The sequence below is a fragment of the Thiobacillus thiophilus genome (assembly GCF_055378705.1).
Genome location: NZ_AP042404.1, coordinates 1,468,368 through 1,494,526, shown reverse-complemented (window position 1 = coordinate 1,494,526; position 26,159 = coordinate 1,468,368). Strand labels below are relative to the sequence as shown.

Here is a 26,159-nt window from a genome sequence, read left to right as displayed (position 1 = left end):
TCAACCCTCCGCCGGAACCGACTCGGCTTCACCCCAGATGCGGGCGAGGGTGGCTTGGATCTTTTGCTCGAAGCGGGTGATCAGCTCGCGGTTGGCGGCCACCAGCGCTTGCTCGGCTTCGATCTCCGCCACGATCGCCCGCTGTGTGGCGAGGGGCGGGAGAGGGACCGTAATTGAAAGCAACTGGGGCTTCGCAATGTTCTTCATGCTGCCACTGGTTCCACCACAAATCGCGCTGATGCGGCTTCGGCAAGAATCGGAGGCAAGCACGGTTTGGATGTAGCGCACTTCAACATCGGGGCGAGTTATTACGGTTTGCCAAAGACGGTCAGGCAGGAAGAGGTGCGGATAGTCTTTGTCGACATAAGCGTTCGCGCCAACCAATGCCTCCGTGTTCATTCGGCTGATGATGATGGTGTTTTCCCTGACCGGGCATCGCACTCTCGTCAGCTCGTCAGGAACGACGGTCTTGTGCTCTTCGGGTTGGAAGATGCCAGTTGTCACGCAGCTCGTTTTCAGGATGCCAAGCTCGCCTTTGTTCGTTGGCGTGTTGGTGGAATTGACGCTCACACCTGACACCAGCTCATCGATAATTTCGCGCAACTCCACCATCGGCCAGTCAGGGTGGATGGGGATGTAGGGGCGGTAGTGGTCGAGGACGGCGCGGGCGCCGTTGATGACTTTCTGGTAGCCCTCGATCTCCGCCACGATCTCTTTCTGCACGTCCAGCGGCGGCAGGGGGATTTGGAGTCCGGAGAGAAAACTCCGCGTCACTCCACGAACACCGATTCCCACCGCATTGCGCTCAACCACATCAGCGATGTGGTGTGCAGCGACGCGGATGAACTCTGGGTCGAGGTGCTCATTGTCTTTCGAGACAAGTGCCGTGAGGTCTTGATTGATGGCGTAGTCATCGTCCGCAAACGCAAACTTTCCGACCGAGACACGAGTGATGATGATGGTCGATCCTCTCGGAGCAACTCGTGTCGAGGTTTCTTCAACGGCCTTCTTGGAAATGAGTTCGTAAGCGGTGATGACACCGCGTTCGTCAATGTGCTTCGATGAAATCCACTTCACGGAGCCGTTTGTCCAATAGGACTCGTCTTGTTTGGACGGGGTGGCACCGCCGATGAGGTCGCACACTTCGCCAAGTGGGACGTTTGGGAAAAATGAAGCGCGAGCCGCCCCCTCCCGATACCGCTCGCCGCTGAGATTGTAGTCGCCATTCGCGGCGATCTTTTCTTTCGACACGATCTGGGCGGTGGACGTGACGGAAAGGATGGTCTCAGTGGAAGCTTTGGAGCGCAGGGCTTGGAGGTAGGCGGCGAGTTCGGCCTGGACTTGCGGGAGGTCGTTTTTCTCGATGGCGCGGCGCTGGGCGCCGAGGCCGAAGCCGTCGTTCTCCACTTTGAAAAAGGCGATGGTGTCGCTCTGACGGGCGAGAGATTTGTCGAGGATGAGGATGCTGGTCTTCACCCCGGAATAGGGATTGAAACAGCCTGCAGGGAGCGAGACAACGGCGACGAGGGAGTTTTCGATGAGCATCTTGCGCAGGTCTTTGTAGGCGGTCTGGCTCTGGAAAATTATGCCCTCGGGGACGATGATGGCGGCGCGGCCGGTGGGCGTGAGGTGCTCGGCCATGTAGTCCACGAAGAGGACTTCGCTGCGCTTGGCCTGGATGGAGAAGCGCTTGTGGGGCTTAATTCCGCCTTTCGGGGACATGAAGGGCGGGTTGGCGAGGATAACGTCGGCGAATTCGTTCCAGCGTTCATCGGAGGTGAGGGTGTCGTACTCAAAAATGTGCGGATCGGTGAAGCCGTGCAGGTAGAGGTTCACCAGCGAGAGGCGCACCATGTCGGGCGAGATGTCGTAGCCCTTGAAGTTCTTGGCGAGCCGGCCCTTTTCATCGGGGGTGAGGGTGCTGTGGCCCTTGGCGTCGGCATTGGTGCGCAGGATGTGCTTGTAGGCGGAGATGAGAAAGCCGGCAGTGCCGCAGGCGGGGTCGAGAATGGTCTCGTTTTTCTGCGGGGCGAGAACCTCGACCATGAAGTCGATGATGTGGCGCGGGGTGCGGAACTGGCCGGCATCGCCCTGACTGCCCAAAACGCTGAGCAGATACTCGAAGGCGTCGCCGAGGCGCTCGCTGTGGTCGTAGCTGAACTCGTCGATGATCTTGAGAAAGGCCTTGAGCGTTTCGGGGTCGCGGTAAGGCAGGTAGGCGTTCTTGAAGATGTCGCGAAAGAGCGCGGGGATGCCAGGGTTTTCGGGCATCTTGGCAATGCCTTCTCCGTAGAGGCCGAGCATCTCGTGACCGCCGAGCGAGGGCGCCATGAGCTTGGCCCAGCCGTAGCGGGCGAAGTCGCCGGTGAAGAACTTGCGCTTGCCGCCGAGTTCCTCGCTTTCGGCGTCCATGTCGTCCATGAATTTGTAGATCAGCGCGATGGTGATCTGCTCGACCTGGGACTTGGGATCGGGGACTTTGCCGACGAGGATGTCGCGGGCGGTGTCGATGCGACGTTTGGTGGTGGTGTCGAGCACGGCTTATCCCTTGAGTTGCTTGATTGCCGATGCGGAGGTGAGCACCTGCATCTGGCGGATAGCGATTTCGTTAAGGCGTGTGAGGCGATCCCCTTGTGTCAGTCCCATGTGGATGAACTCGGCGTTCATCCCTTCGATATTGGCCAGTACCAGCAGTTGCTCGACGCTGGCGTATTCGCGCATGTTGCCGTCCAGCTTGGGGTTGGCGTCGCGCCATTGTTTCGCGGTCTGACTAAATAGGGCGACATTGAGCAGGTCGGCTTCGCTGGCGTAGGTGATGGCGGCTTGCGCCGGCGTGACTGCGGCGGGTATCAGGTGCGCGGCAATGGCGTCGGTGTGGATGCGGTAATTGAGCTTGGACAGGGTGCGGTTCAGGTTCCATGCGAGCGACAGGCGACGGCTTTCGTCTTCCTTGAGACGCTGGAATTCCTTGATGAGGTAGAGCTTGAACTCAACGGAGACCCAGGAGGCGAACTCGAAGGCAATGTCCTTGTGGGCGTAGGTGCCGCCGTAGCGGCCAGCGCTCGACGTGAGGCCCATCGCTCCGGTTTTTTCGATCCACTGCTTGGGTGTGAGGACGAAGCTGTTCAGCCCCGTCTGCATCCTAATCCCGTCGAATTCGACGGGATTAAAATTCGGGTTGTTGAGCCGCTCCCATATCCCGAGGAACTCCACGGTATTGCGATTGCGTAGCCAGTTGCGGATCACATCGTCCGGATGATTGGGATTCTTGAATTTGGCGATGTCGGTCAGACAGATGCTGTCTTGCTGGTTCTGAGAAATAATGGCGACGGGAGCTCCCTGAACTTCGATTGTGTTTTTCTTGACTTTGCTCATGGTTATTCCTAAGCGACAAATTGATTCAAGGAGACATAGTCCTTGATGTATTCAGGGACGAGCGTGCGGTAGGGCTGAGGCACGGCTCTGAAATCATGCGTGGTGAAGTACGGGTTGGTCGCCAGATCGGTGAACTGCTTGCTCTCGATGATGTCGCGCACCCGGTTGCTGGTGACGTAAGCCTTGAAGTAGGTCTTGATAGCCGGGATGGCCGAGGGCGGCGCGGGCACGCGGTCGGCGACGAACTTGGAGAACTCTTCCTCCAGCAACTCATCTTTGGATTTGAAGCGTGGGATCAGGCCGAAGACCTTTTCCAGGATTTCGCGCAGGGTCAGGCGGCGGTCCACAGCGGCGGCTTTACGCAGCTTGTCGAGGGTGTAGTACTCCTCGGGTTTGTCGAAGACCTCGCGGTTGACGTAGTCGATGACGCGATCCCACTGCCCCGCTTCGACTGCGGAGGCGACGGTGTCATTGGCGCGGATCACGTCTTCAAATTTCTCGAAGAACATGCGGTCGATCTTCATGCCTTCGGCCGTGATCTGCTCGACACGCATTGAAGCCAGGATGTCGGCGCCGAGGTGCTCATAGATCCCGCCCACGACCACGGGGCCTTGGCCGCCCCCGTCGTCGCTGCCCTTGCCCTTGGGCGGCGGCAGCTTCAGCACTTCGTCGTAGTTGAACTCTTCCTCGAAGTATTCGCAGTTGGCGAAGAAGTCGAAGAGCTTGAAGGCGGTTTTGATGGGCTGTTGCACGCCTTCCTTGATGGTGTCGTCGAAAAGCACCTCGCGGAAGTCGTGCTTGCGGGTGCCACGACCCTTGATCTGGATGAAGTCGGTGGGCGAGAAGATTGGGCGGAAGAGACCGATGTTGAGGATGTCGGTGCAGTCGTAGCCAGTGGTCATCATGCCAACCGTCACGCAGATGCGCGCCTTGCTGGTTTTGTAGGTGGGGATGAAGTTGCCGGAGCCGAGCAGGTTGTTGTTGGCGAAGTTGATGGTGAACTGCTGGGCATCAGGTATCTGGGAGGTGACCTGCACCGCGAAGTCGGACTGGTACTTGCCGGGGAACATGCGGTCGGCCATCTGATTGAGGATTTGCGCCAGCTTGGCGGCGTGGTTCTGGCTGACGGCAAAGATGATCGACTTGCCGATTTCGCTGCTGACCGGGTCACGCATGGCGTTTTCCAGAAACGTCTTGCAGAGAAGCTGGTTGGTGGTGTCGGCGAAGAAACGTTTCTCGAACTCGCGCTGCTTGAAGGCCTGCTGCTGGTCCTCGCCGGTGTCATCGGTGAACGAGACGACGAAGCCCTCTTCGGAGAGCAGCGTGGTGGTGACCTCGGTGCGGGCGTCCACCACGGTCGGGTTGATCAGGAAGCCTTCCTTCACGCCATCGAGCAAGGAGTAGCGGAAGGTTGGCTGGCTGTTCTCGCAGCCGAAGGTGCGGTAGGTGTCGAGTAACAGGCGACGCTCGGCCTCGCGCGGGTCGCGGGTGCCGGGGTTTGCGCCGTCGAACCGGCGCAGGTAGTCGCGCGGCGTGGCGGTGAGGCCGAGCTTGTAACCAATGAAGTAGTCAAACACCGCACGGGCGTTGCCACCGATCGAGCGGTGCGCTTCGTCGGAGATGACGAGGTCAAAGTCGGTCGGCGAGAAGAGCTTCTGGTACTTGTTGTTGAAGAGCAGGGATTGCACGGTGGTGACGACAATCTCGGCGCGTCGCCAGTCGTCCCGGTTCTCCTTGTAGATCACCGTCTGAAAATCGGCGGAGAGCACTGCAGCGAAGGCCTTCTTGGCCTGATCCTCCAGCTCAAGACGATCCACAAGGAACAGGACGCGCCGCACGTTGCCAGAACGGAGAAACAGCTTGATGACGGCGGCGGCGGTCAGGGTCTTGCCAGTGCCGGTGGCCATCTCGAATAGGAAGCGGTCTTTGCCATCGCCGACTGCGGCCTGAAGGCTGTGGATGGCCTTGAGCTGATACGGCCGGAGAAAGCGCAGCTTGTTGGCCTGGATGTAGCCTGGGCGCTCCGCTTCGTTTTGCCAGGCGGCTTCGGATGCGTAGTTCGGGCGCTGGGTGCGAACGATGTAGTCCTCGCCGACCAGTTCTTCGATCAATCGCTGCGGATTGGGCGTGACCTTCTGGTAGCCGGTGACCGAGTCCGGCGTCGGAAACGAGGTGATGACGTAGGGGCTGCCGCGATTGAGGTCCCAGAAGTAGTGCAGGTTGCCGTTGGAAAGAATGACGAAGCGGCAGTTCTGGGACTTGGCGTATTTGCGCGCCTGCTCTTTGCCGACGAGCGGATTTTTGTCTTCGGCTTTGGCTTCGAGAACAAGCAGCGGAAAGCCTTTGGCATCGAGCAAGAGGAAGTCGACGAAGCCTTTTGTGCTTTTCTCGAAGTTGGCGCCGAGCGCGTCCAGGTCGGTGGAATTGATTTTGACGCTGGGTTCAAGGCGAATGTTGGCGAGCGCATCGCCATCCTGGAAAAACCGCCAGCCGGCCGCTTCGAGCAGCTTGTTGATCTTGATGCGGGCGGTGGCTTCTTTATCGGACATTCAGGGTGCTGTTCCTGGAATGGTGGTCAAGCGGCATAACGTAGAGGTGACCGGTGCTGTGCGTTTTTTCACGCAGCGCCCAGCCACCGAAGAAAGCGAGGTTCAGCGCCATGTTAGAGCTTTGCTTCTAGTGCTTTGGATAGCTTCACGAATTCTGCACGCAGTTTTCCAAGTTCTTCGACGATTGGGTCATGCGGAACATCTGTGTTGATGTATGGCCGAAGATCGACGGTCGAGGTTTCGGATATTGTTTCTGATCCCGACATGTATGACGCGGTAACTTGAAATACTAGCAGCCTGTCGGACTTGGAGCCCCGCACGGCAGCAATTTCCCCGCCGGGACGGTATTTGCACAATATTTAGGCATTTTTAGTCGTTCATCGCCGCATCGGTATCAAATTTGAACGGGTTTCTGCTCTTTTCAGGCGCTTGGGACGGATTTCTGGCGCAACACGGCCATGCGTTTCAAATTCCACGCCAGACATACCAGCGTCCACTCGCCCTTCGCCTTCTCCAAACCACGCAGCAAGAACTGCCTGAACCCCATCACCGATTTGATGATGCCAAACACCGGTTCCACGCTCTGCTTCCTCAGCGCATACAGCATCCGCCCCAGTTTGGTCTTGAGTTTATGCGCCATCTTTTGCATCGGCGTGGCGTCCGCTTCCAACTGCGGCGGCTCGGTGAAACGCTCGCGCCAGCCGGGATGGTGATCTTCGCGGGCGACGGCAATGTAAGGTTCAACTCCAGCTTCTTCGCAAGCGGTGATGTTGTTCGCGCTGCAATAGCCCGTGTCAGCCAGCAGGGCATCGACTGTGCCCAGGCTGGCGGGTAGCGCACCGAGCTTGTCCAGCATCGGCTGAACCTGCTGTTTGTCGTTGCCCGCATTCGTGAGTGATGCCGCCACTACCAGCATCGTCGGCGCATCGACCGCCGCCTGAGCGTTGTAGCACTGCTCAAAGCCGCCGCCGGCAATCTTCATGATGCGGGATTCCTCGTCGGTGAGATTGATCTGGTCTTCCGGACGGGGTTCCGGCGTCGGCGGCTGGGGCGGCTTGCCGCTGGGCTTCTTGCCTGATTCCGCTGCGCGTGCGGCTCGCTGGGCGAGCTTCGTTTCATAAGCCGCTTGTTCCGCTTCGAAGCGGGCTCGGGCACGCGCTTCGATCTTGGCTTTGGCGGCGGCCATGACGGCCAGCCGGTCTTCACGGCGTTTGATTTCTGCGGGCAGATTCACGCCATCCGGGATGTCGGCCTGGTCAGCGGCTTCGGCTGTCGCCAGCAGGTCTTGTACTTCGGCCTTGAGTTGGGTTTCGAGCTTGACGATGTGGCCGTGCGAGAGCGCACTGTGGCGGGAGGCGTTGGCGTGAACCTTGGTGCCGTCGAGGCTGACTGTCCCCAGCTTCAGGAGCTTCATCTCGCTCGCCAGTTCGAGCACTTGCAGGAACACGCCGGCGAGTTCTTCAAGAAAGCGGCGGCGGAAGCTGGCGAGCGTGTCGTGATCGGGGTGGCTGCCTGCGGCGAGGTAGCGGAAGGCGACGGAATCGTAGGTGGCGCGTTCGATGCGGCGGCTGGAGAAGGTGGCGGTGGCGTAGCCGTAAACCAGCAGGCTGAGCAGGACTTCAGGGTGGTAGGCGGCGCTGCCGCGCCCGGCATAGACGCGGGTCAGTTCGGTGAGGTCGAGTTGTTCGATGGCTTCGACGATGAAACGCGCCAGGTGGTCTTGGGGAAGCCAGTCTTCGACCGAGGGCGGCAGCAGGTAGGCAGTCTTGCGGTCGATCGGGCGGAAGCGGCTCATGCGATGGAGGGGCTCGGATTCGATAGCGGGATTATCGCGGATTGGAAGACGAATTGGGGGTTCAAGTCCGACAGGCTGCTAGCGGCGAGAGTTCTTCAATATTCGAGCCGCTGTAGAGTGTAGGGCCGTTGCCCAACAAAAAAAGAAGTTGCCCGTCTGGTGGCAGGCTATCGATGGTGCGCGAGAACGCGGCGCTGTTGGCAATATTGCGTTCCTCACGCTTTTCTCCGAGCTGATAGAAGCTCTTATCGAGAGAGAGTTTTAGATTAAGAGCTGCAGTTTTACCTACGTTCTTGATCGACAGGTAGAGAAGCTGTGTTCCCATTCTCAGATTTGTTGAAACGAGAATGTAGGGGCGCATCGCAGCGTTCTGTTGGTCTCTCATCGTTGAAACCATGGCCTCGTTTGCGCGAAGAATTTTGAGTGTCGCCCAAGCGTAGAACCCTGTGATGACAACTAGTGCAAGAGTAAGCCAGTCGGTATTTGTCATGATTGGAAGTGTGAGCATACGGCCTGAAAGCTCTAATAGTTATTCAACGGACCCACCGGTCCGGACACTTCTCGCAGCCCCAGAATACGCAAATGCCTTGGCTTATGTCCAGAATTTCTGCTTCTTGCTTCGTTCCTGACTTTCGCACGCATCTGTTTGGCCGACTGTTCAGGGTCGAGAGTACGCGTTCGCTGTAATGGAAAGCTGCCGTTCAGCGTGAGCCCTGATCAGTTCCTGCTCAAGACAGCATTGCGGACCAAGATTGCGGACCAAGTCGGCCCAGAACCCACCGGCCGCTTGGCCGAACAAGAGACGGTCGGGCTCCCCGATTAGTGACAGAGGCCGACTCTTCACGTCACGCTTCACTCATTCAGGGCGGCAGTAAATGAGGAGCCTAAAACAACTCGGCTCAGCGCGGCACCTGCGAGTAACCCATGTAGCGCTTGATGACCGCAACACGCCGCTGATACGTGCGCGAGCCGCGGTTGTGCTCGTACAGGCGCGGGTTGGGCACCATCGCGGCCATGCGGGCGGCCTGGTCGCGGTTGAGGTTGGCGGCGGAGGTTTTGTAATAGCGGCGGGCGGCGGCTTCGGCGCCGTAGATGCCGTTGCCCCACTCGATGACGTTGAGATAGACCTCGAGGATGCGCCGCTTGCTCCAGGTGGCTTCGATCATCAGGGTGATGACCGCTTCCTGGCCCTTGCGGATGAAGCTGCGCTCGCCGGAGAGGAACAGGTTCTTGGCGAGCTGCTGGCTGATGGTGGAGCCGCCGGCAACGAGTTTTCCCTTCTTCAGGTTCTTTTCGACGGCGGCCTGGATGCCTTCGACGTCGAAGCCTTCGTGTTCGAGGAATTTCGCGTCCTCGGCGGCGACGATGGCGCGCTTGAGGTGGATGGAAATACGGTCGTAGGGCACCCACTTGTGGCGCAGCTCGGCGTCGGGGTTCTTGTCCTGCTGGCGCGCAAGGCCAGCCGCCATGAAGGCGGTGGAGGTGGGGTTATGGTCGATCCACCACAGCACATGCGCGAAGATCCAAAGCTGATACAGCAGCACCAGCGCGATCGCCAGGGCGACGCCCTTGCCGATCCAGCCAAACACTTTTTTCATCATGCTGCGCGCAGGCTCGCGATGACGGGGGCGGTGTCGGGGCGCACGCCGCGCCACAGATAGAACGCTTCGGCCGCCTGTTCGACCAGCATGCCGAGGCCGTCGGCGGTGGCCGCGCCGTGCGCGCGCGCGAAGGCGAGGAAGGGGGTGTCGCGCCCGTACATCATGTCGTAGGCCAGGGTGTCGGCGGTGAACAGGCGCGGCGACAGCGGCGGCAGTTCGCCGGCCAGGCTGGCGGCGGTGGCGTTGATGACGAGGTCGAAGGGCGTGTCGAGGCCATCGAAGCCGCATGCGCGGATGCCGTGGCCGAACTGTTCGGCGAGTTCCTGGGCGCGGCTGACGGTACGGTTGGCGATGACGAGCGCTGCGGGTTGCTGGTCGAGCAGTGGCCCGATCACCCCGCGTGCCGCGCCGCCGGCCCCCACCAGCAGGATGCGTTTGCCGGCAAGCGGGCAGCGCAGGTTGCGGACGAGATCGGCCACCAGTCCGGCGCCGTCGGTGTTGTCGCCGAAAATGCCGCCGGCATCGAACGCCAGCGTGTTCACCGCCCCCGCGTGTTCGGCGCGCGGGCTGAGGCGGTTCGCCAGCGCAAACGCCTGCTCCTTGAACGGCACGGTGACGTTGGCGCCGCGCCCGCCCGCCGCGATGAACTGCGCCACGCTGTCGGCAAAGCCGTCGGTCGGCGCGAGGATCGCCTCGTACGTCATGTCCTGCCCGGTCTGGCGGGCAAAGGCGGCGTGGATCAGCGGGGATTTGGAGTGGGCAATCGGGTGCCCGAATACGGCGTAGCGGTCGGTCATGGCGGCCGTATTTTAGCGGCTAAGCGGCTGCGTCGGGTTTTCCGTTCAGCTTTGGGTCCAGGGCAGGCCGCGGTATTTCCAGCCGTTGATCTCATTGCGGTGGCCGGTGGCCTTGTTGAGGTCGCCTTCGAAGCCTTCCAGCACGTTGTAGCAATTGCCGCGACCGGCCTCGGTGCAGGCGTCGGCCGCAGAATGCGAACGCACGCCGTTGCGGCAGATGAAGATCAGCAGCGATTCCGGATCGGTGGCCTGGGTGAGCTGTGCCATGAAGTGGGGGTTGAGCACCCAGCCCGGCCAGGATTGCCATTCGACATGCAGTGCACCGGGAATGACGCCGCACAGTTCGAGTTCCGCGCGCGAGCGCACGTCGATCAGGCGCGCCCCGGGTGCGAGCTGCCTCAATTCGTGCGCTTCGTGCGGCAGCATGGCGCCCGCAAAAGACCAGGAATGCGCCCGGCTGCGGCTGTGGGCGGTGTCAAGCAGCTCGGTGATGCGTCCCATGTTGGGCTCCTTTATTGTTACAGCCAGATTGCTCATTCGGGCGAGATGCTTTGCGCAGGGTGCACTCATGCACCTTCGGACGTCAAACAGTGCACGGAGTGCACCCTACGCGCCCCAACGATCTGGGTTAATCCCAGTATATGAAATTTGAAATTCACTGTCCGGCTCAATTTGCACCAAGGTGGTGCAACAAATGTCCTTGATGCATGGTAATGGTGCGTCGACGAAAGCGGGGCCGTGCTATCCCGTGGCAAGGGCCTTGTGGCACAATGACTCAAGTTCGATTTCATACATGGCACGGTTGCTGCTAAGTACCAAAAAGTTTTCAAAAAGTTTTAATAAATCATTGCGGCACTCCATCGTGGTGCCGTTATTTACTTCAGTTTGAGGAGATTCAGCATGGATGTGCAAAACGTGATCAAGATGATTCAGGACAACGAAGTGAAGTTCGCTGACCTGCGCTTTACCGACACCCGCGGCAAGGAGCAGCACGTGTCGATTCCCGCGCGTCTGGTGACCGAGGAGTGGTTCGAGGATGGCCATCCCTTCGACGGCTTCTCGATTGCCGGCTGGAAAGGCATCCAGGCTTCCGACATGCTGCTGAAAGCCGACCCCGATACGGCCTACATGGACCCCTTCTTCGACGAGCCCACGATCATCCTGACCTGCGACGTGATCGAGCCGTCCGACGGCAAGGGCTACGAGCGCGACCCGCGCTCGGTGGCCCGCCGCGCCGAAGCGTATTTGAAATCCACCGGCATCGCCGACACCGCCTACTTCGGCCCCGAACCCGAATTCTTCATCTTCGATTCGATCACCTGGCACGAAGACATGTCGGGCTGCGGCGTGAAAATCAATTCCGAGGAAGCGGCCTGGTCGTCGGCTGAAAAATTCGAGGCCGGCAACATCGGCCACCGTCCCGGCGTCAAGGGCGGTTACTTTCCGGTGCCGCCGGTCGACAGCCTGCAGGACATCCGCGCCGCCATGGTGCTGGCGCTGGAAGAAGCCGGCGTGCCGGTGGAAGTGTTCCACCACGAAGTCGCCACCGCCGGCCAGTGCGAGATCGGCACCCAGTTCAGCACGCTGACCAAGCGCGCCGACTGGACGCAGATCCTGAAATACATCGTGCACAACGTCGCCCACGCCTACGGCAAGACCGCGACCTTCATGCCCAAGCCCATCGTCGGCGACAACGGCTCCGGCATGCACGTGCACATGTCCTTGTGGAAGGACGGCAAGAACCTGTTCGCGGGCAACGGTTATGCCGGTTTGTCCGAGATGTGCCTGTACTACATCGGCGGCGTCATCAAGCACGCCAAGGCGCTGAACGCGATCACCAACCCGTCGACCAACTCGTACAAGCGCCTGGTGCCCGGCTTCGAGGCCCCGGTGATGCTGGCGTACTCGGCACGCAACCGTTCGGCGTCGATCCGCATTCCGATCGCAGCCAGCGAAAAGGCCCGCCGCATCGAAACCCGCTTCCCCGATCCCATGGCCAATCCCTATCTGTGCTTTGCCGCGCTGATGATGGCGGGCCTGGACGGCATCCAGAACAAGATTCACCCCGGCGACCCGTCGGACAAGAACCTGTACGACCTGCCGCCGGAAGAAGAGGCGCTGGTCCCGAAGGTCTGCCACAGCCTGGACATGGCGCTGGACGAACTCGACAAGGATCGCGGCTTCCTGACCCGCGGCGGCGTGTTCACCAACGACATGATCGATGCCTACATCGAACTGAAGATGGAGGATGTCACCAAGTTCCGCATGACCACGCATCCGGCCGAATTCGCGATGTATTACTCGCTGTAATCGCGGCGCATGCAGCAGGCGGGGCGGCTTCGGCCGCCCCTTTTTGTGGGTGCGCCCGGCAGGCGGTCAAGATTGCCGGTTTTTGGCCGTTAGCAAGTGGGCACGTTAAACTTGATCCCATGCCAACCGCCCGCTTTTCCTTCCTGCTGTGTCTGATTCTGGCTGCGCCCGTGCAGGCGGAAATCTACAAGTACGTCGACGAAAACGGCCAGGTGACGTTTACCGATGTCTACAGGAAGGGCGCCAAACGCATCGAATTGCCGGGCGCACCGGCGCCGCTCGCGAACCGTGACAAAACACCCCGGGGGGCGTCCTACAATCCCAGCCCGGCGGATTTTCCGCGCATCGATGCCGGCACGCAGAAACGCCGCGACGATATCCGCCGCCAGGTGCTGCAGGACGAACTTGCCGGCGAGCGCCGCAATGCCGACGAGGCGCGCCGCCAGTTGGCGCTGGGCGAGCGGTTGCAGCCCGGCGAGCGCGCGACCGACGCAACGTATCTCAATCGCGTGAAGAAATTGCGCGCCACCGTGCAGCAGCACGAGCAGAACGTCACCTCGATCCAGCGCGAACTGGCCAATCTGAAGTAAACGCCCGGCTCCACTTGCTCTGGCACAATCAGTGCTTCCAGTGAGTGAATGAGCATGATGCCGCCTTCTCCAAGCGAATTTTCCGGACTTGATTGCCTGTCCACCGGCGCCTTGGTGCTGGATGCGGACGACCGCGTCCTGTACGTCAATCCGGCTGCCGAAACGCTGCTCGGCGTATCGGGCGCGCTGCTGGCCGGAGACGCCGCCGATCATGTGTTTGAACGCAGTCCCGCGCTGCGCGCGGCAATCCGGACCGCGCGCAGCGAGCAGGAAACCGTCGTCGAATACGAGCTCGACGTGGCGGTGAGCGGCCATCCGCCGATTCGCCTGGGGTGCAGCATTTCGCCGCTGGATACGCCGCTGCATGCGGTATTGATCGAGATGCGGGCGGTCGATCCCCATCTGCGCATCGCCCGGCTGGAGCAGGCGCGCCTGCAGCAGGAGGCCAACCGCGACCTGCTGCGCAACCTGGCGCACGAAATCAAGAATCCGCTCGGCGGCATTCGCGGCGCGGCGCAATTGCTGGAGTACGAACTGCCGCGCGAGAGCCTGCGCGAATACACCCAGGTCATCATCAAGGAATCGGACCGCCTGCAGTCGCTGATGGAGCGTCTGCTAACGCCGCACCGCATGCCCCGTTTTGGTGCGGTCAATATCCACGAAGTTCTGGAGCGGGTGCGCAGCCTGATCCTGGCCGAAACACCGAGCGTGGCGCTGCGCCGCGACTACGACGTCAGCCTGCCGGAAATCCGCGCCGACGCCGAGCAGTTGATCCAGGCCACGCTCAATATCGCGCGCAATGCGGTGCAGGCAATGCACGGTAACGGGCATGGGCACGGTAACGGGCATGGGCACGGCCAGGGCGAAATTGTCTTCAGGACACGGGTGGCGCGGCAGATCACGCTGGAAAGCCGCCGCTACCGGCTGGGCCTGCGGGTCGAGATCATCGACAATGGCCCCGGCATCCCCGAAGAAATCCGCGAGCAGATCTTTTATCCGCTGGTATCCGGGCGCGAGGGCGGCAGCGGCCTCGGGCTTGCGGTGGCGCAGACGCTGATCGCGCAAAACCACGGCACCATCGACTGCGAAAGCCGCCCCGGCCATACTGTATTTTCGATTTTTCTTCCGCTTCCCACCCCAACGCCATGACGAAACCAAGCTGCGTCTGGATCATCGACGATGACCGCTCCATCCGCTGGGTGCTGGAAAAAGCCCTGTTGCGCGAGGATATTCCGTGCATGACCTTCGGTTCGGCCAGCGACGCGCTGCGCGAACTGGAACGCAGCACGCCCGCCGCGGTGCTGTCCGACATCCGCATGCCGGGCGTGTCCGGGCTGGAATTGCTGCAGGCGCTGAAGGAGCGCCTGCCCAAGGTGCCGGTCATCATCATGACCGCGTATTCCGACCTCGACAGCGCGGTGGCGGCGTTTCAGGGCGGCGCGTTCGAATATCTGCCGAAGCCGTTCGACGTCGATCAGGCGCTGGAGCTGGTGCGGCGCGCGCTGGCCGAAAATGCCAGCCGCGACGCGCCGGCGCCGAGCGAGGCGCCGATGACCGAAATGCTCGGCCAGGCGCCGGCGATGCAGGAAGTGTTCCGCGCCATCGGACGCCTCGCCCAGTCGCACGCGACCGTGCTGATCACCGGCGAATCGGGCAGCGGCAAGGAGCTGGTCGCGCGTGCCCTGCACCGCCACAGTCCGCGCGCCGGCGGTCCGTTCATTGCGTTGAACACCGCGGCCATTCCCCGCGACTTGCTGGAGTCCGAACTGTTCGGCCACGAGCGCGGCGCCTTCACCGGCGCGGCGGCGCAGCGGCGCGGCCGCTTCGAGCAGGCCGATGGCGGCACCCTGTTCCTCGACGAGATCGGCGACATGCCGGCCGAACTGCAGACCCGCTTGCTGCGGGTGTTGTCGGACGGCCAGTTCTATCGCGTCGGCGGGCACACGCCGATCAAGGTCAACGTGCGGGTGATCGCCGCCACCCACCAGGACCTGGAGGTGCGGGTGCGCGAAGGGCTGTTTCGCGAGGACCTGTTCCACCGCCTCAACGTCATCCGCCTGCGGCTGCCGGCGCTACGCGAGCGGCGCGAGGACATCCCCCTGCTGGTGCGGCATTTCATGCAAAAAAGCGCGCGCGAGCTGGGAATGGAGGCCAAGGGGGTGTCGGAGGCCGCGCTCAGGACGCTGGTCAACCTGCCGTGGAGGGGCAACGTGCGCCAGCTCGAAAACGTCTGCCATTATCTGACCGTGATGGCACCCGGCCAGGTGGTCGAGACAAGCGATCTGCCCGCCGACCTGATGCAGGGCAACGTCGTGCCGCAAGCGGGCGACTGGCTGCAAAGCCTGGCGGCCGAGGCGAGCGCACGGCTGGCGCGCGGCGAGGCGGCGATTCTCGACGATCTCACCCAGGCCTATGAAAAAACGCTGATCGAGGTGGCGCTGCGCCATACCGGCGGGCGGCGCATCGAGGCTGCGCACCTGCTCGGCTGGGGCCGCAACACCCTGACGCGCAAGATTCACGAACTGGGAATGGACGCCGTGTCCGAGGCGGATGCAGCCAGATGATTGTTCGGGAACGCTGACGGCGGGGCAACGAAAAAGCCGACACGCAGTCGGCTTTTTTGCATTCCGGGCGCGGCGTCAGGCGGCCTGCGCTTCTTCCAGCAGTTTCTGGATTTCGCCCTTCTGGTACATCTCGATCATGATGTCGCAGCCGCCGACCAGCTCGCCCTTGACGTAGAGCTGGGGGAAGGTCGGCCAGTTGGCGTAGTACTTCAGGTTTTCGAAGATTTCCGGGTCGGCCAGCACATTGACCGCCAGAAAATCCTTCAGGCCGCAGGCCTGCAGCACTTGTGCCGCGCGCGACGAAAAGCCGCACTGCGGGAACTGGGGCGTGCCCTTCATGTACAGCACGACGGTGTTGGTGGTGACTTGGTCACGAATGCGGTCTAGCGCGGTCATCTCGGGGCTCCTGAATAATACTTGACTTGAATGCTCGGGAATTATACGCACGCTGCGGCCGGCGTCAAGCCGCTTTTGGAGCGCGCTGATAGGGGCTGACGAAGGCCTTGTGAAAAAGATGCGGAACCAGCAGATGCACGGGCATGCGCAGCCAGTGGGCGCGCACGAAAGCGGCCAGGCGCGCAGTCGGGGTGAAGGCGTCGGCGCAGCTTGCGTGGTCGGGGGCCAGCACGCGGGTGAAGATGCTGTCCATCAGCGCGAGCGTGGCGTGATTGGGCGCCGCGGCATCGAGGGCGGCCGTCGCGCCTGCGGGAATCGGCGTGTCGAGAAAATGGCGCAGATAACGCAGGGCATAGAACAGCGAGCGGCCCAGCTGCAGTTCACCGGCGCGCGCGGTCAGGCGCGGCCAGAAATCGGGACCCACAGCGGCGTCGCGCAGCAGCAGGTCGAGGTCGGTCAGGTCGCGCAGGCCGTGCGGCAATTCGCCGTCGTGGAACAAATGCGTGGCGGAATGCAGGATGCGGTCTTCCGCTGCCAGCACATGGATGCCGGGCAGGCCTTCCACCGCGACGGCGCGGCTGCGCAGTTTGGCGGGATCCGGATGGTAGCGCGCGGTGTCGGGCAGGATCGCATGATGCACGTCGATCACGGTGGCGCGCTGGACGTGCTGCAGCGGGGGGATTTCGTGCATCCAGCGGCGGTAGTAGCGCTTGTCGTATTCGGACAGGCCGCCGGCGTGCCAGCCTGCCAGCATCAGCGCGGACTCGGCCTGCGGCAGTCGCTCGCGCGGCACCAGAATGTCGATATCGTTGAACATCCGCCCCGCCGCGGCGGGCAGGTTGCCGGCGACGTAGGCCGCGCCCTTGAGCACGATCAGCGGGCTGTCGAGATCGGCCAGCGCGGCGCGAAGCTGTTGCAGTTCCCAGCGCACCGCCGTGCGCTGTTTGTCGGCCAGCGTTTCGGCGGCATCGAAATGCCAGCGCGCCGCCTCAGGGATTGCCGCCGCCAGCCCGTGCCGGCGAAAGCGGTGCGCCAGGCGCGCCAGCAGTCCTGCCGCCCGAGCCTGCCGTACCAGCATGTCCCATTCGCTCATGGAAAAGCGGGCGGTAATCTCGGGCGTGCGCAGGGTGCGGGAAAGCAGGTTGCGGGATAGGGGTTTCATGGTTTCAGGACGTGCGGCGCCCGGCCAGACGATCGAATGCGGCGATGGCATCGTCCAATGCGCTGTAGTGGAAATCGTAACAGTCTGTCTGGCCGATCAGCGCGGTGCCGACGCGGAAGCCGTCAACGCCCAGGTGGCTGTAGTTGAATGCGTTTTGCGCCAGGAACATGAAGGTCTGCGCCTGTGAGCGCGGCGTGAGGGTGGCCGGCGCGCCGGCTTCCCATTTGGGGAAAATCACCCAGCCGGGGCGTGCCGTTTCGTGCTGGCGCAGCACGCTGTCGCGGGGCGGCCGCATGTGCGCCACCGTGCCTTTGACCGTATCGTGCGAGGGGCGGTTGATGTAGGCGTCCGAAGCAAACTGGCGAATGACGTCGATCGACCGGTTTTTCAGGCTGACGGGCCGCGGCAGCGGTTGAATCAGGCCGGTCCTGCGGTCGATCAGGGTGAGTTCGTCCGACAGCAGGCGCCAGCCCGAGAGCGCCAGCCCGGCCGCCAGCGTGCTTTTGCCGGAGCCGGGCGGGGCGGGCAGGATCGCCGCCAGGCCGTTCTTCTCCACCACGGCAGCATGGATGATCAGGTATTGATGCGCCTGGGTCGATACGCACCAGTTGAGTCCCCATTCCAGCATCGGAAATGCCTGGTCGCGCGGCAATGGCTTGAAGGGGTGCATGCCGTCGAACGAAAACGTGGCCTGGGGGCGCAGCCAGCGGCGCAGGCTGGCGGGCGGGTTTACCGAGACGTGGAAGTCGGCGAAGGCTTCACGCACGTTGCGCACCTCGAACTGGCCGTAAAGCTCGGCCAGGCCATCGGCCACGAACGGAATGCGCGACTGCAGCTTGAGCGAGAACGGCCCGGTGCGCAGCCACACCCCTGCGTCAGCCAGTTGCCGTCGCAGCTCGACGCGAGGCAGTTGGAGCAGTTTCATATGGATTCCAGCAGGCCGATTTTGCGCAGGCCGGCGAGCGTGTCTTCAATCAGTTCATGGAGTTGCGGCGTGTCCGCCACCCCGAGGCGGCTTGCCAGGGCGGCTACCAGCTCGTCCGAGCTATAGCCGGGATGGTCACGGCAGGTTTGATACAGCGCCAGGGTCAGCGGCTTCAGGTAATGGGTGTCGCCCGATGCCGCATCGTAGGCGACCGCTTCGTCTCCCCAGATTTTAAGCAGGCGTGACGGGTTGGAGGAAGTACACGTCATTGATCAGTTCAATGGGCAGTCGCGCTCGTTCAACATGGCGAGCGAGTTCTTCAACTTTTCCGGGTTGGTCAGGTAGTTGCTTTGGAAAAGTTCGATTAACTCGCCCGAGGTGTAGCCGAAGTTAACCGCTGGATGTGCTGCATTCAGCAATGCGGCAACCGCATGGAAACCCAGATTGGTTGATATCGGGTCGCCATTGCCATTCAACTCCCGCATTACTTCCAGCAAGGTGTAAGCGCGGCCATCGTTCCTGACGTACTGGGTGACGCTGAAGACTTCATTGAATGTTTCGGCTGGATTGCCGGGTTTGCTGATGGGGGTGAAGCCGGTCGGTCCCCAGGAATCCAGGTGGACGGCCGCTTTCCAGTATCCCGGCGTGCCCCCTCCGCATATCTCCTGGGGGTTGGACAGGTTGCCGGATGCCATGCCGGAAATGGTGCACTGGCTGGCCCATACCGGGCGGCTGGCCAGCGTGAAAACCGCTGAAACTCCCAGCGCGGCGCCGGTCAGCCGGCGACGGGATTGGTCGACCGAATCGCCTTGCGATGCCTCGTGCGGGGTGTCTTGCGTTTCGGGTGTGTGATCGGACATGGCAGGCCTCGATAATCGTTTGGATGCTATCCAACAATATTGAATTGACAGACAGCAAGAATCACACCAATATACATCCAACCATCCTGGAATGACCATTGCACAATGCTTGCGGCGGTTCCGGGCCGCTCCCCGCACGCGACGAGTGTAAATTATTCCGACAGTTCGCCGCCGCTGACGCGCGGGATGCCCGCCAGGTCGGGCCAGCTTTGGGGGCGGGGGATGCCGCTCTCGCGCAACAGGGCCCGGACGGCGTCCGCCTGGTCGTAACCGTGTTCCAGCAGCAGGACGCCGCCGGGGCTGAGGTGATTGCGCGCGGCGGCGGTCAGCTGGCGCAGATCGGCGAGGCCGTCCCGGCCGGCGGCCAGCGCGGTCAAGGGCTCGAAACGCACGTCGCCGCGCGTCAGGTGGGGATCGGCGGCGGCGATGTAGGGCGGGTTTCCGACGATGAGGTCGAAACGCCGTCCGGCGAGCGCGGCGAACCAGTCGCTGGTCAAAAATTCGACATGGGCGTTGAGGATGTCGGCATTGCGCTCGGCGATAACCAGTGCCGCGGCGGAGCGATCCACCGCCGTGACGCGCGCGAGCGGGCGTTCCAGCGCCAGGGTGATGGCGATGCAGCCGCTGCCGGTACCCAGATCCAGCACGTCCATGGCCTGATCGGGCGGCTTGCGCGCCAGCGCCAGATCGACCAGCAGTTCGGTATCGGGGCGCGGAATCAGGATGCCGGGCGAAACCTGGAACGGGCGGCCGTAGAACTCTCGCGTGCCGACAAGGTAGGCGATGGGCACGCCTTCCAGGCGGCGCGTCAACAGGGATTCAAACGCTGCGGCGTGCGTGTCCGCGAGCGGGTCAGTGTCGTGCGCAATCAGCCAGGCGGTGTCCACCCCCAAAACATGCGCGGCGAGCACGCGGGCGTCGAGCCGCGCGTCGCGGTGCGCAAGGCCGAGCGCGGAAGCGATGCGGGCAGTGGCGTCGTCGAGCAGGCCGGCAACCGTCGCTGCCTCATGCCTCACGCCTTACCCCTCACCTGAGAGCGTCGCCAGCAGCTCTGCCTGATGTTCGGCCGCCAACGCATCCAGCAGTTCGGTGAGGTCGCCGTCCATCACCGCGTCGATCTTGTACAGCGTGAGGTTGATGCGGTGGTCGGTGATGCGTCCCTGCGGGAAGTTGTAGGTGCGGATGCGGTCGGAGCGGTCGCCGCTGCCGACCAGCCCCTTGCGGGTGCTCGCCTCGGCGGCGTGCTGCGCCTGGATTTCGCGGTCCTTCAGGCGCGCCGCCAGCACGCTCATGGCCTGCGCGCGGTTGCGATGCTGCGAGCGGTCGTCCTGGCATTCCACCACCAGCCCGGTCGGCAGGTGGGTGATGCGCACCGCCGAATCGGTCTTGTTGATGTGCTGGCCGCCCGCGCCGGAGGCACGGTAGGTGTCGATGCGCAGGTCGGCCGGGTTGATGTCGACTTCGCCGACTTCGTCGGCTTCCGGCATCACCGCCACCGTGCAGGCCGAGGTGTGGATGCGGCCCTGCGATTCGGTTTCCGGTACGCGCTGGACGCGGTGGCCGCCGGATTCGAACTTCAGCCGTGAATACGCGCCGTGGCCGACGATGCGGAGGATGGCTTCCTTGTAGCCGCCGACCTCGCCGGGGGTTTCCGACACCACTTCGACCTTCCAGCCCTGCCGCTCGGCATAGCGCGTGTACATGCGCAACAGGCTGCCGGCGAACAGCGCGGATTCGTCGCCGCCGGTGCCGGCGCGGATTTCAATAAAGATGTTGCGCTCGTCGTTGGGATCCGTCGGCAGCAGCGCGGTTTGCAGTTCGGTTTCCAGTTGCGCGATTTTCGCTTCGGTGGCGGCGATCTCGGCCTCGGCGAGCTCGCGCAGCTCCGGGTCGGCCAGCATTTCGCCCGCGGCTTCCCGGTCGGCCTCGGCCTGCCGGTACTGGCGATACAGCGCCACCACCGGGGTGAGGTCGGCATGTTCGCGGGTGAGCCTGCGGTAGCTGTCCATGTCGCCGGCGATTTCCGGCTGCGACAGCAGGGCGTCGAGTTCCTCCAGCCGCTCGTCGGCGCGAGCGAGCTTGTCGGCCAGGGATGATTTCATTCGTGATGCAGCCCGTAGAGCTGGCAGATGTAGCGGGCGCACTGGTCGCGCTCGTCGCTGTGGGCGTGATTGAGTGCGTGGGTCGGGGCGTGCAGCAGTTTGTTGGTGAGGGCGTGGCTCAGGGATTCGAGCACCGCGCGCGGGTCGTCGCCGCGCGCCAGCGCCTTTTCCGCCTTTTCGATTTCGTGGCGGCGGTGGCGCTCGGCGGTGTCGCGCAAGCTGCGGATCACCGGCACCAGCTCGCGGCCCTCCATCCAGTGCACGAAGCTTTCGACGCTGGTCTCGATGATCGCCTCGGCCTGCGCCACCTGCGCCACGCGGTTGTCCATGCCTTCGCGCACCACCTGTCCCAGGTCGTCCACGCTGTAGAGGAAGACGTCGTCCATGTCGGTGACTTCGGCCTCGACGTCGCGCGGCACCGCCAGGTCGACGATGAAAATCGGACGGTGACGGCGCTGCCGGATCGCGCGCTCCAGCATGCCCTTGCCGAGGATGGGCAGCGGGCTCGCGGTGGAGGTGACGATGATGTCGTAGGCCGGCAGCTCGTCGGGCAGCGCGGTCAGCGGGATCACCCCGGCGCCGAAGCGCTCGGCCAGCGGGCGCGCGCGTTCGGCGGTGCGGTTGGCCACCGTCATGCGGCGCGGGTGCTGCGCGGCGAAGTGGGTGATGCACAGCTCGATCATCTCACCGGCGCCGATGAACAGGCAGGCCTGATCCTTGATGCTGGGGAAGATGCGCTCGGCCAGGCGCACCGCTGCCGCGGCCATCGATACCGAGTTTGCGCCGATTTCGGTGCTGCTGCGCACCTCCTTGGCGACCGAGAAGGTGCGCTGGAACAGCTTGTGCAGCAAGAGGCCGAGGGTGCCGGCCTCCTCGGCGGCCTGTGCCGCCTGCTTCATCTGGCCGAGGATTTGCGTCTCCCCCAGCACCATCGAGTCGAGTCCGGCGGCGACGCGGAAGGCGTGCTGCGCGGCCTTTTCGCGCGGCAACGCATACAGGTAGGGCGCGAGTTCACGCCGTTCGATGTGATGGAAATCGGCCAGCCATTGCGCCACGTCGTCGGGGGAGGGCGTGTTGACGTACAGTTCGGTGCGGTTACAGGTCGACAGGATGGCGACTTCCGAGGCGCGCCGGCTCTGCGTCAGTTCGTGCAGTGCCTGCACCAGCTTGTCGGGGCCGAACGCCACCTGCTCGCGGATGGCGAGCGGCGCGGTGTGATGATTGACCCCGAGGGCGAGAAGCTGCATGACGGCAGATGGCCGAAAAATGAAGACTGCTATTTTACTTTACCCGCCGTCCAAGCTGCGCGCGCGGGTGGATTCAAATCAAAGCGCAGGCGGTCGTGATAGCGCCCGCGGTAGAGCAGGCGGCGGTGTTGGGGGGAATCGGAAAATCCGTTGCGGGTGTGCAGCACATTGTTGCAGACGAGGCCCATGCCGGGGCGCAGGCGGGCGGTGAGGATGTATTCCGAGCCGGCGAGAATGCCGGCCAGGGTTCTGACCGCGGCTTGGGTGACGGCGTCGGCCTTCCACACGATCGAGCGGGTGCGCGCGGTGTAGCGCATGGTAAGAAAGCCGTGCTCGGGGTCGATCGCGAACACCGGCCCGCGCTGCGCTGCCCGGGCAATGTTGTCCTCGTCCATGCGCGCGGGGATGGTCATCGCGTCGGGCTGCATCAGCGCGGCGACGTAATCGGGGCTGGCGTCGCGCAGCTGGATATAGGCGATTTCATGGTCGAGCAGGGCGTTCTCGCCGCCTTCTTCGGCGTCCTGCGCGCAGTGCAGGGTCATGCCGAGGATGCGGCGGTCGGGCGCATTGTAGTAGCCGTCGGTGTGCCAGTTGATCGGCTTGCGGGTGTAGGGGATGAACTCGCCGCGCACGCTGCCCTCGTCGTCCGCCGGGGTGATGCTGGACAGCCCGTCCTCGTCGGCGAGGTAGTTGCCTTCCAGGCGGACCAGGCCGAGCTGTTGCGCCAATTGCCCGGGCAGCGACTTGTCGGCGGCGGGCAGGTGCGGCGCGCTGTAGATCGCCATGTTGGCGCGCGCGCAGCGGGTTTCGAGGGCGTCGATTTCGTCCGGGGTGAGATGGCGCGGATCGGCCAGCGGCACGACCAGTTCGTCGACGCTGCGCGGGTAGGCGGCAAGCCGTTCAGCGCGCCAGGCGCGGTAGCCGCTCTCGTTGGCCAGATCGAACGGCGACGGCATTTGAAATTACTCTGGGGGCAGCATGTCGGGCGAGCCGAAACCGCGCTTGACCGGCGCGTCGGACAGCAGGCCCTTGAAGCTCTTTCTCACCGTGCCCATCATCTCGGGCATTTCGATGTCCATGATCTGGTCCATGATCCAGGTCTTGTCGTCGTCGCCCATCTCCTCGCGGATCTGCAGGCCGAGGAAGCGCAGTGCGGGGAAGCTGGCCTTGTCGTCGTCGGGGAACTCGAACTCGGCGTAGTCGGCAAAGCGGCGGTTCAGAAAGTCGATGAATTCGGCCTTGAAGTTGCGGCCGGGATCGGGGCCGACCGACTCGATGATGTTTTCCTCCATCACCTCGCCCAGCCGGTTGGCGATCGCCTGCAGCACTTCGACGCGGCGCTCGGGCGTCTGCGAGGAATAGGCCATGCGGTCGCAATAATGCGACAGGAAGGCGACAAATTCGGCGATCAGCTTGAACCCGCGCGCCTGGGTGATGATGTCGTAGTTTTCGCGGCCGAGGTTGTCGACGGCCTTGTCGGCGACGCGCCAGATGGTCGAGGCAACCGCGCTGGCGATTTCCCCGGCGCTGCGTTCGCCGTCCCTCTTGAACCAGATGGTGCGTACTTTGACGGGTTTGACCATGAGCGTTTTCCTTTATTCGCCGGTGGCAACGGGGCGCGCTGGATCGGTGATCCATTCGCTCCATGAACCGGGGTAGAGCCGTGAACCGGGAAGGCCGGCGATTTCCATCGCCAGAATGTTGTGGCAGGCGGTGACGCCGGAGCCGCACATGTGGATGACCTGCCAGGCCGGCTTGCCTTTCAGCAGCGCCTGATAATTCTCGCGCAACGCCTCGGGCGGCAGATAGGTGCCGTCCACGTCGAGGTTTTCGTCAAACGGCCAGTTGATGGCGCCGGGCACGTGCCCGGCCACCGGGTCGAGCGGCTCGAATTCGCCGGAGAAGCGACGATCCGGGCGCGCGTCGATAATGAGTTGCTCGCCGCTCTGCGATGCACGCAACACTTCGTCTGCCGCCACGATCTGGGTGGCTTCGGGCAGGCAGGCGCAAGCCGCCTTGTGCGGTGTCGGCACTTCGGCATTGAGCGGGCGTTTTTCACGCGCCCACTTCGGATAGCCGCCGTCCAGCAACGCCACCCCGGGGTGACCGAGCCAGCGCATCATCCACCACAGCCGCACGGCCATCGAGCCATAACTGTCATCGTACACCGCCACCTGCTTGTTGACGCCGACCCCCCACATGCAGAGCTTTTCGGCCAGCACACGGGGATCAGGCAGTGGATGCCGCCCCGTAGTTTCGCCGACAGGGGCGGAGAGATCGTCGTCCAGATGAACATAGCGTGCACCCGGGATATGGGCTTTCGCGTAGGCCTGGCGGCCGGCATCGGGATCGGTCAGGGTAAAACGGCAATCCAGAATGACCCAGTTCGGGTCATTCAGATGCGCGGCCAGATCTTCGGTGGTAACGAGGGTATTGGAAAACATGATTGGTGCAGTGAAGGGACCGGGGAAAAACGGGCAGCGCGGTCCGCGCTACCCGTTTCCGTGTCGCTTCTGGCGGGATATATCAGTAGCCGCCCTTGCCGTAAGGCTTGGGCAGGCCTGCAACGCGCGGACCCTGGCGAGCAGGCATGTTGGGGAACAGCACATACAGCTTTTTCTTCCACTCGGTGCCCGGGTGCAGGTCTTCGATTTCCGCCAGCATGTTGCGGAAGTTTGGTGTTTGGCCGTCTTCTTTGTACTTGTCGCGGAGGTAGTTGATGACCGTCCAGTGATCGTCGGTCAAAGTGATTTTTTCAGCCGCGGCGATGACCGGCGGAACGTCATCGCTGAAGTTGGCTTCCAGCAGGAAGTCCTCGTCACCGGTTTCGAGCTCTTCGCCGTTTACAACATAAGACATTTTTTCTCCTTTCGGGTTGGTTACTAAAGAATCGCCGAAACAACCGGCGCTTGAATTAAGGAGTCGTTGGCGCGACCGCCGCAATGGATTTGTGCGGGATGAATATTCCGCAGCCCAACAAATGGTTGCGGCCCAGCCCTTCGTCCTGCAGTTGCAAGGATTTGTGAGGCGGCACGTCGTGCAGCATCAGGCTGAAACCATGCAACGGGCCGGATGCGGTTTGCAGGGTTTGTGCCTTGCCGCAGATGAAACCGCAACGTAACTGGAAATGACCGTCCAGTTCACGCATCACGTCCTGCACGAATTGTTCTTCACTCGCGCTGCCCGTGTCAACAAAGTGCGAGTAAATGTGAGAAAACGGACTGAATTCGCGGGGCTTGAAACGGCCAATCTGCAGTACGTGGCCCGCCAGGTCGAGGGTCTGCCCGGTCAGGCGTTGCATGTCGTCCACGCGCGCTTTGGGGACGCGGATAAACAGCTTGGTACGCCGGTTGATACAGAGCGTGGCGTCCCCGCTGTTGGTTTCCGCGCCTTTCAGATGCTGGATACCGGCACTCGTTTCCTCGCCCAGCCAAGGCAGCAATCGTTGCAGACCGTCCGAGAGCAACTGTGCATGCTCCACCGGAATGATCGTGCCCGCCAGATCGAACTGCAGATCGATCATGTGGGGCGTGTACGTCTCGGGCTTTTTTTCCGGCCAGTCCCAGTTCATGGCGCATCTCCCGCATGATCGCGGGCCCAGGCCTGCATGACATCGACCCATTTCTGCGCGCTGACCGGGTCGACGTCGAAAATGGTGAAGCGCTTGTTTTCGCGGATACGGATACGCAGGAAAGGCACACCGCCCGACTCGTGGGTCAGGTGCTGGAACTCGACCTCCTGGCCGCCGAAGGGCAAGCGCAGGTTGTCTAGGGGGGAGATTTCAGGCATGGGGTTTATCCGCGGTGCTTAAGTTTCATCGGTGGACCTGTTTTGCCTGGCGGCACAGATACGGAACAGATACGGATATGTATTTATGAGGGCGAGA

At 62.6% G+C, this 26,159-nt stretch carries 26 protein-coding genes; 4 read left to right on the top strand and 22 right to left on the bottom strand.

What is annotated here, in order from left to right; translation table 11 throughout:
• From ACZ41T_RS07370 to ACZ41T_RS07335, 8 genes are all read right to left on the bottom strand, one after another.
• A complete protein-coding gene (locus tag ACZ41T_RS07370) occupies positions 1-2,538 on the bottom strand; it encodes an N-6 DNA methylase (RefSeq protein WP_464923815.1) in 2,538 nt (845 codons plus the stop codon).
• A gap of 3 nt (positions 2,539-2,541) precedes the next feature.
• Positions 2,542-3,375 (bottom strand): KilA-N domain-containing protein, encoded by an 834-nt coding sequence (locus ACZ41T_RS07365; protein ID WP_464923814.1) that lies wholly within the window; start codon positions 3,373-3,375, stop codon positions 2,542-2,544.
• A gap of 8 nt (positions 3,376-3,383) precedes the next feature.
• Positions 3,384-5,924: a DEAD/DEAH box helicase family protein gene (locus tag ACZ41T_RS07360; protein ID WP_464923813.1), complete on the bottom strand. Its 2,541-nt coding sequence runs from the start codon at positions 5,922-5,924 to the stop codon at positions 3,384-3,386.
• A gap of 421 nt (positions 5,925-6,345) precedes the next feature.
• Positions 6,346-7,719: an IS1182 family transposase gene (locus ACZ41T_RS07355; protein ID WP_464921300.1), complete on the bottom strand. Its 1,374-nt coding sequence runs from the start codon at positions 7,717-7,719 to the stop codon at positions 6,346-6,348.
• 61 nt (positions 7,720-7,780) lie between these two features.
• On the bottom strand, positions 7,781-8,209 hold the full coding sequence (locus ACZ41T_RS07350) for a hypothetical protein (RefSeq protein WP_464923812.1): 429 nt from the start codon (positions 8,207-8,209) through the stop codon (positions 7,781-7,783).
• Between the two features lie 409 nt (positions 8,210-8,618).
• Positions 8,619-9,320, bottom strand: a complete 702-nt coding sequence (gene mtgA, locus ACZ41T_RS07345) for a monofunctional biosynthetic peptidoglycan transglycosylase (RefSeq protein ID WP_464923811.1) — start codon at positions 9,318-9,320, stop codon at positions 8,619-8,621.
• Positions 9,317-10,117: a shikimate dehydrogenase gene (gene aroE, locus ACZ41T_RS07340; RefSeq protein WP_464923810.1), complete on the bottom strand. Its 801-nt coding sequence runs from the start codon at positions 10,115-10,117 to the stop codon at positions 9,317-9,319. The genes mtgA and aroE overlap by 4 nt, the downstream gene beginning before the upstream one ends.
• Before the next feature lie 45 nt (positions 10,118-10,162).
• Positions 10,163-10,618, bottom strand: a complete 456-nt coding sequence (locus tag ACZ41T_RS07335; RefSeq protein ID WP_464923809.1) for a rhodanese-like domain-containing protein — start codon at positions 10,616-10,618, stop codon at positions 10,163-10,165.
• Positions 10,619-11,017: 399 nt separating this feature from the next.
• On the opposite strand from ACZ41T_RS07335, the gene glnA reads away from it, so the two are divergent.
• From glnA to ntrC, 4 genes are all read left to right on the top strand, one after another.
• Positions 11,018-12,427, top strand: coding sequence for a type I glutamate--ammonia ligase (gene glnA, locus ACZ41T_RS07330; RefSeq protein WP_464923808.1), 1,410 nt, complete (start codon positions 11,018-11,020; stop codon positions 12,425-12,427).
• A gap of 119 nt (positions 12,428-12,546) precedes the next feature.
• Entirely contained in the window at positions 12,547-13,017 is a 471-nt protein-coding gene (locus ACZ41T_RS07325) for a DUF4124 domain-containing protein (RefSeq protein WP_464923807.1), read from the top strand.
• A 48-nt stretch (positions 13,018-13,065) separates the two neighbouring features.
• Entirely contained in the window at positions 13,066-14,166 is a 1,101-nt protein-coding gene (glnL, locus tag ACZ41T_RS07320) for a nitrogen regulation protein NR(II) (protein ID WP_464923806.1), read from the top strand.
• Positions 14,163-15,581, top strand: coding sequence for a nitrogen regulation protein NR(I) (ntrC, locus tag ACZ41T_RS07315; protein ID WP_464923805.1), 1,419 nt, complete (start codon positions 14,163-14,165; stop codon positions 15,579-15,581). The genes glnL and ntrC overlap by 4 nt, the downstream gene beginning before the upstream one ends.
• Before the next feature lie 75 nt (positions 15,582-15,656).
• Here ntrC and grxD read toward each other — a convergent pair whose 3' ends face one another.
• The 14 genes from grxD to ACZ41T_RS07245 all read right to left on the bottom strand — a co-directional run bounded on the left by grxD (position 15,657) and on the right by ACZ41T_RS07245 (position 26,062).
• Positions 15,657-15,977: a Grx4 family monothiol glutaredoxin gene (grxD, locus tag ACZ41T_RS07310; RefSeq protein WP_464923804.1), complete on the bottom strand. Its 321-nt coding sequence runs from the start codon at positions 15,975-15,977 to the stop codon at positions 15,657-15,659.
• 64 nt (positions 15,978-16,041) lie between these two features.
• Positions 16,042-17,139 (bottom strand): nucleotidyltransferase domain-containing protein, encoded by a 1,098-nt coding sequence (locus ACZ41T_RS07305; RefSeq protein ID WP_464923803.1) that lies wholly within the window; start codon positions 17,137-17,139, stop codon positions 16,042-16,044.
• A gap of 4 nt (positions 17,140-17,143) precedes the next feature.
• Positions 17,144-18,064 (bottom strand): HprK-related kinase A, encoded by a 921-nt coding sequence (locus ACZ41T_RS07300; protein WP_464923802.1) that lies wholly within the window; start codon positions 18,062-18,064, stop codon positions 17,144-17,146.
• On the bottom strand, positions 18,061-18,333 hold the full coding sequence (locus ACZ41T_RS07295; RefSeq protein WP_464923801.1) for an HPr-rel-A system PqqD family peptide chaperone: 273 nt from the start codon (positions 18,331-18,333) through the stop codon (positions 18,061-18,063). Before ACZ41T_RS07295 ends, ACZ41T_RS07300 begins: the two co-directional genes overlap by 4 nt.
• Before the next feature lie 3 nt (positions 18,334-18,336).
• A complete protein-coding gene (locus ACZ41T_RS07290) occupies positions 18,337-18,924 on the bottom strand; it encodes a hypothetical protein (RefSeq protein ID WP_464923800.1) in 588 nt (195 codons plus the stop codon).
• Between the two features lie 152 nt (positions 18,925-19,076).
• The gene (gene prmC / locus ACZ41T_RS07285; RefSeq protein WP_464923799.1) at positions 19,077-19,940 is read right to left on the bottom strand and encodes a peptide chain release factor N(5)-glutamine methyltransferase; all 864 of its coding nucleotides are present in this window, start codon (positions 19,938-19,940) and stop codon (positions 19,077-19,079) included.
• 3 nt (positions 19,941-19,943) lie between these two features.
• Positions 19,944-21,026 (bottom strand): peptide chain release factor 1, encoded by a 1,083-nt coding sequence (prfA, locus tag ACZ41T_RS07280; RefSeq protein WP_464923798.1) that lies wholly within the window; start codon positions 21,024-21,026, stop codon positions 19,944-19,946.
• Positions 21,023-22,273 (bottom strand): glutamyl-tRNA reductase, encoded by a 1,251-nt coding sequence (hemA, locus tag ACZ41T_RS07275; RefSeq protein WP_464923797.1) that lies wholly within the window; start codon positions 22,271-22,273, stop codon positions 21,023-21,025. Before hemA ends, prfA begins: the two co-directional genes overlap by 4 nt.
• Before the next feature lie 29 nt (positions 22,274-22,302).
• Positions 22,303-23,229, bottom strand: coding sequence for a TauD/TfdA family dioxygenase (locus ACZ41T_RS07270; protein WP_464923796.1), 927 nt, complete (start codon positions 23,227-23,229; stop codon positions 22,303-22,305).
• A 6-nt stretch (positions 23,230-23,235) separates the two neighbouring features.
• Positions 23,236-23,856 carry a hypothetical protein gene (locus tag ACZ41T_RS07265; protein WP_464923795.1) on the bottom strand — a complete coding sequence of 207 codons (621 nt, stop codon included), beginning with the start codon at positions 23,854-23,856 and terminating at the stop codon, positions 23,236-23,238.
• Positions 23,857-23,868: 12 nt separating this feature from the next.
• Entirely contained in the window at positions 23,869-24,717 is an 849-nt protein-coding gene (locus ACZ41T_RS07260; RefSeq protein WP_464923794.1) for a sulfurtransferase, read from the bottom strand.
• 82 nt (positions 24,718-24,799) lie between these two features.
• Positions 24,800-25,132 (bottom strand): TusE/DsrC/DsvC family sulfur relay protein, encoded by a 333-nt coding sequence (locus tag ACZ41T_RS07255; RefSeq protein WP_464923793.1) that lies wholly within the window; start codon positions 25,130-25,132, stop codon positions 24,800-24,802.
• A 55-nt stretch (positions 25,133-25,187) separates the two neighbouring features.
• The gene (gene cas6, locus ACZ41T_RS07250) at positions 25,188-25,844 is read right to left on the bottom strand and encodes a type I-MYXAN CRISPR-associated protein Cas6/Cmx6 (protein ID WP_464923792.1); all 657 of its coding nucleotides are present in this window, start codon (positions 25,842-25,844) and stop codon (positions 25,188-25,190) included.
• Positions 25,841-26,062 (bottom strand): DUF6967 family protein, encoded by a 222-nt coding sequence (locus tag ACZ41T_RS07245; RefSeq protein ID WP_464923791.1) that lies wholly within the window; start codon positions 26,060-26,062, stop codon positions 25,841-25,843. Before ACZ41T_RS07245 ends, cas6 begins: the two co-directional genes overlap by 4 nt.
• Positions 26,063-26,159: the final 97 nt, after the last annotated feature.

What these genes read in the sequence shown, in the direction of transcription:
- ACZ41T_RS07365 (WP_464923814.1), bottom strand. Translation starts at nt 3,375, where the DNA reads ATGAGCAAAGTCAAGAAAAACACAATCGAAGTTCAGGGAGCTCCCGTC.
- ACZ41T_RS07360 (WP_464923813.1), bottom strand. Translation starts at nt 5,924, where the DNA reads ATGTCCGATAAAGAAGCCACCGCCCGCATCAAGATCAACAAGCTGCTC.
- ACZ41T_RS07355 (WP_464921300.1), bottom strand. Translation starts at nt 7,719, where the DNA reads ATGAGCCGCTTCCGCCCGATCGACCGCAAGACTGCCTACCTGCTGCCG.
- ACZ41T_RS07350 (WP_464923812.1), bottom strand. Translation starts at nt 8,209, where the DNA reads ATGACAAATACCGACTGGCTTACTCTTGCACTAGTTGTCATCACAGGG.
- mtgA (WP_464923811.1), bottom strand. Translation starts at nt 9,320, where the DNA reads ATGATGAAAAAAGTGTTTGGCTGGATCGGCAAGGGCGTCGCCCTGGCG.
- aroE (WP_464923810.1), bottom strand. Translation starts at nt 10,117, where the DNA reads ATGACCGACCGCTACGCCGTATTCGGGCACCCGATTGCCCACTCCAAA.
- ACZ41T_RS07335 (WP_464923809.1), bottom strand. Translation starts at nt 10,618, where the DNA reads ATGGGACGCATCACCGAGCTGCTTGACACCGCCCACAGCCGCAGCCGG.
- glnA (WP_464923808.1), top strand. Translation starts at nt 11,018, where the DNA reads ATGGATGTGCAAAACGTGATCAAGATGATTCAGGACAACGAAGTGAAG.
- ACZ41T_RS07325 (WP_464923807.1), top strand. Translation starts at nt 12,547, where the DNA reads ATGCCAACCGCCCGCTTTTCCTTCCTGCTGTGTCTGATTCTGGCTGCG.
- glnL (WP_464923806.1), top strand. Translation starts at nt 13,066, where the DNA reads ATGAGCATGATGCCGCCTTCTCCAAGCGAATTTTCCGGACTTGATTGC.
- ntrC (WP_464923805.1), top strand. Translation starts at nt 14,163, where the DNA reads ATGACGAAACCAAGCTGCGTCTGGATCATCGACGATGACCGCTCCATC.
- grxD (WP_464923804.1), bottom strand. Translation starts at nt 15,977, where the DNA reads ATGACCGCGCTAGACCGCATTCGTGACCAAGTCACCACCAACACCGTC.
- ACZ41T_RS07305 (WP_464923803.1), bottom strand. Translation starts at nt 17,139, where the DNA reads ATGAAACCCCTATCCCGCAACCTGCTTTCCCGCACCCTGCGCACGCCC.
- ACZ41T_RS07300 (WP_464923802.1), bottom strand. Translation starts at nt 18,064, where the DNA reads ATGAAACTGCTCCAACTGCCTCGCGTCGAGCTGCGACGGCAACTGGCT.
- ACZ41T_RS07295 (WP_464923801.1), bottom strand. Translation starts at nt 18,333, where the DNA reads ATGACGTGTACTTCCTCCAACCCGTCACGCCTGCTTAAAATCTGGGGA.
- ACZ41T_RS07290 (WP_464923800.1), bottom strand. Translation starts at nt 18,924, where the DNA reads ATGTCCGATCACACACCCGAAACGCAAGACACCCCGCACGAGGCATCG.
- prfA (WP_464923798.1), bottom strand. Translation starts at nt 21,026, where the DNA reads ATGAAATCATCCCTGGCCGACAAGCTCGCTCGCGCCGACGAGCGGCTG.
- hemA (WP_464923797.1), bottom strand. Translation starts at nt 22,273, where the DNA reads ATGCAGCTTCTCGCCCTCGGGGTCAATCATCACACCGCGCCGCTCGCC.
- ACZ41T_RS07270 (WP_464923796.1), bottom strand. Translation starts at nt 23,229, where the DNA reads ATGCCGTCGCCGTTCGATCTGGCCAACGAGAGCGGCTACCGCGCCTGG.
- ACZ41T_RS07265 (WP_464923795.1), bottom strand. Translation starts at nt 23,856, where the DNA reads ATGGTCAAACCCGTCAAAGTACGCACCATCTGGTTCAAGAGGGACGGC.
- ACZ41T_RS07260 (WP_464923794.1), bottom strand. Translation starts at nt 24,717, where the DNA reads ATGTTTTCCAATACCCTCGTTACCACCGAAGATCTGGCCGCGCATCTG.
- ACZ41T_RS07255 (WP_464923793.1), bottom strand. Translation starts at nt 25,132, where the DNA reads ATGTCTTATGTTGTAAACGGCGAAGAGCTCGAAACCGGTGACGAGGAC.
- cas6 (WP_464923792.1), bottom strand. Translation starts at nt 25,844, where the DNA reads ATGAACTGGGACTGGCCGGAAAAAAAGCCCGAGACGTACACGCCCCAC.
- ACZ41T_RS07245 (WP_464923791.1), bottom strand. Translation starts at nt 26,062, where the DNA reads ATGCCTGAAATCTCCCCCCTAGACAACCTGCGCTTGCCCTTCGGCGGC.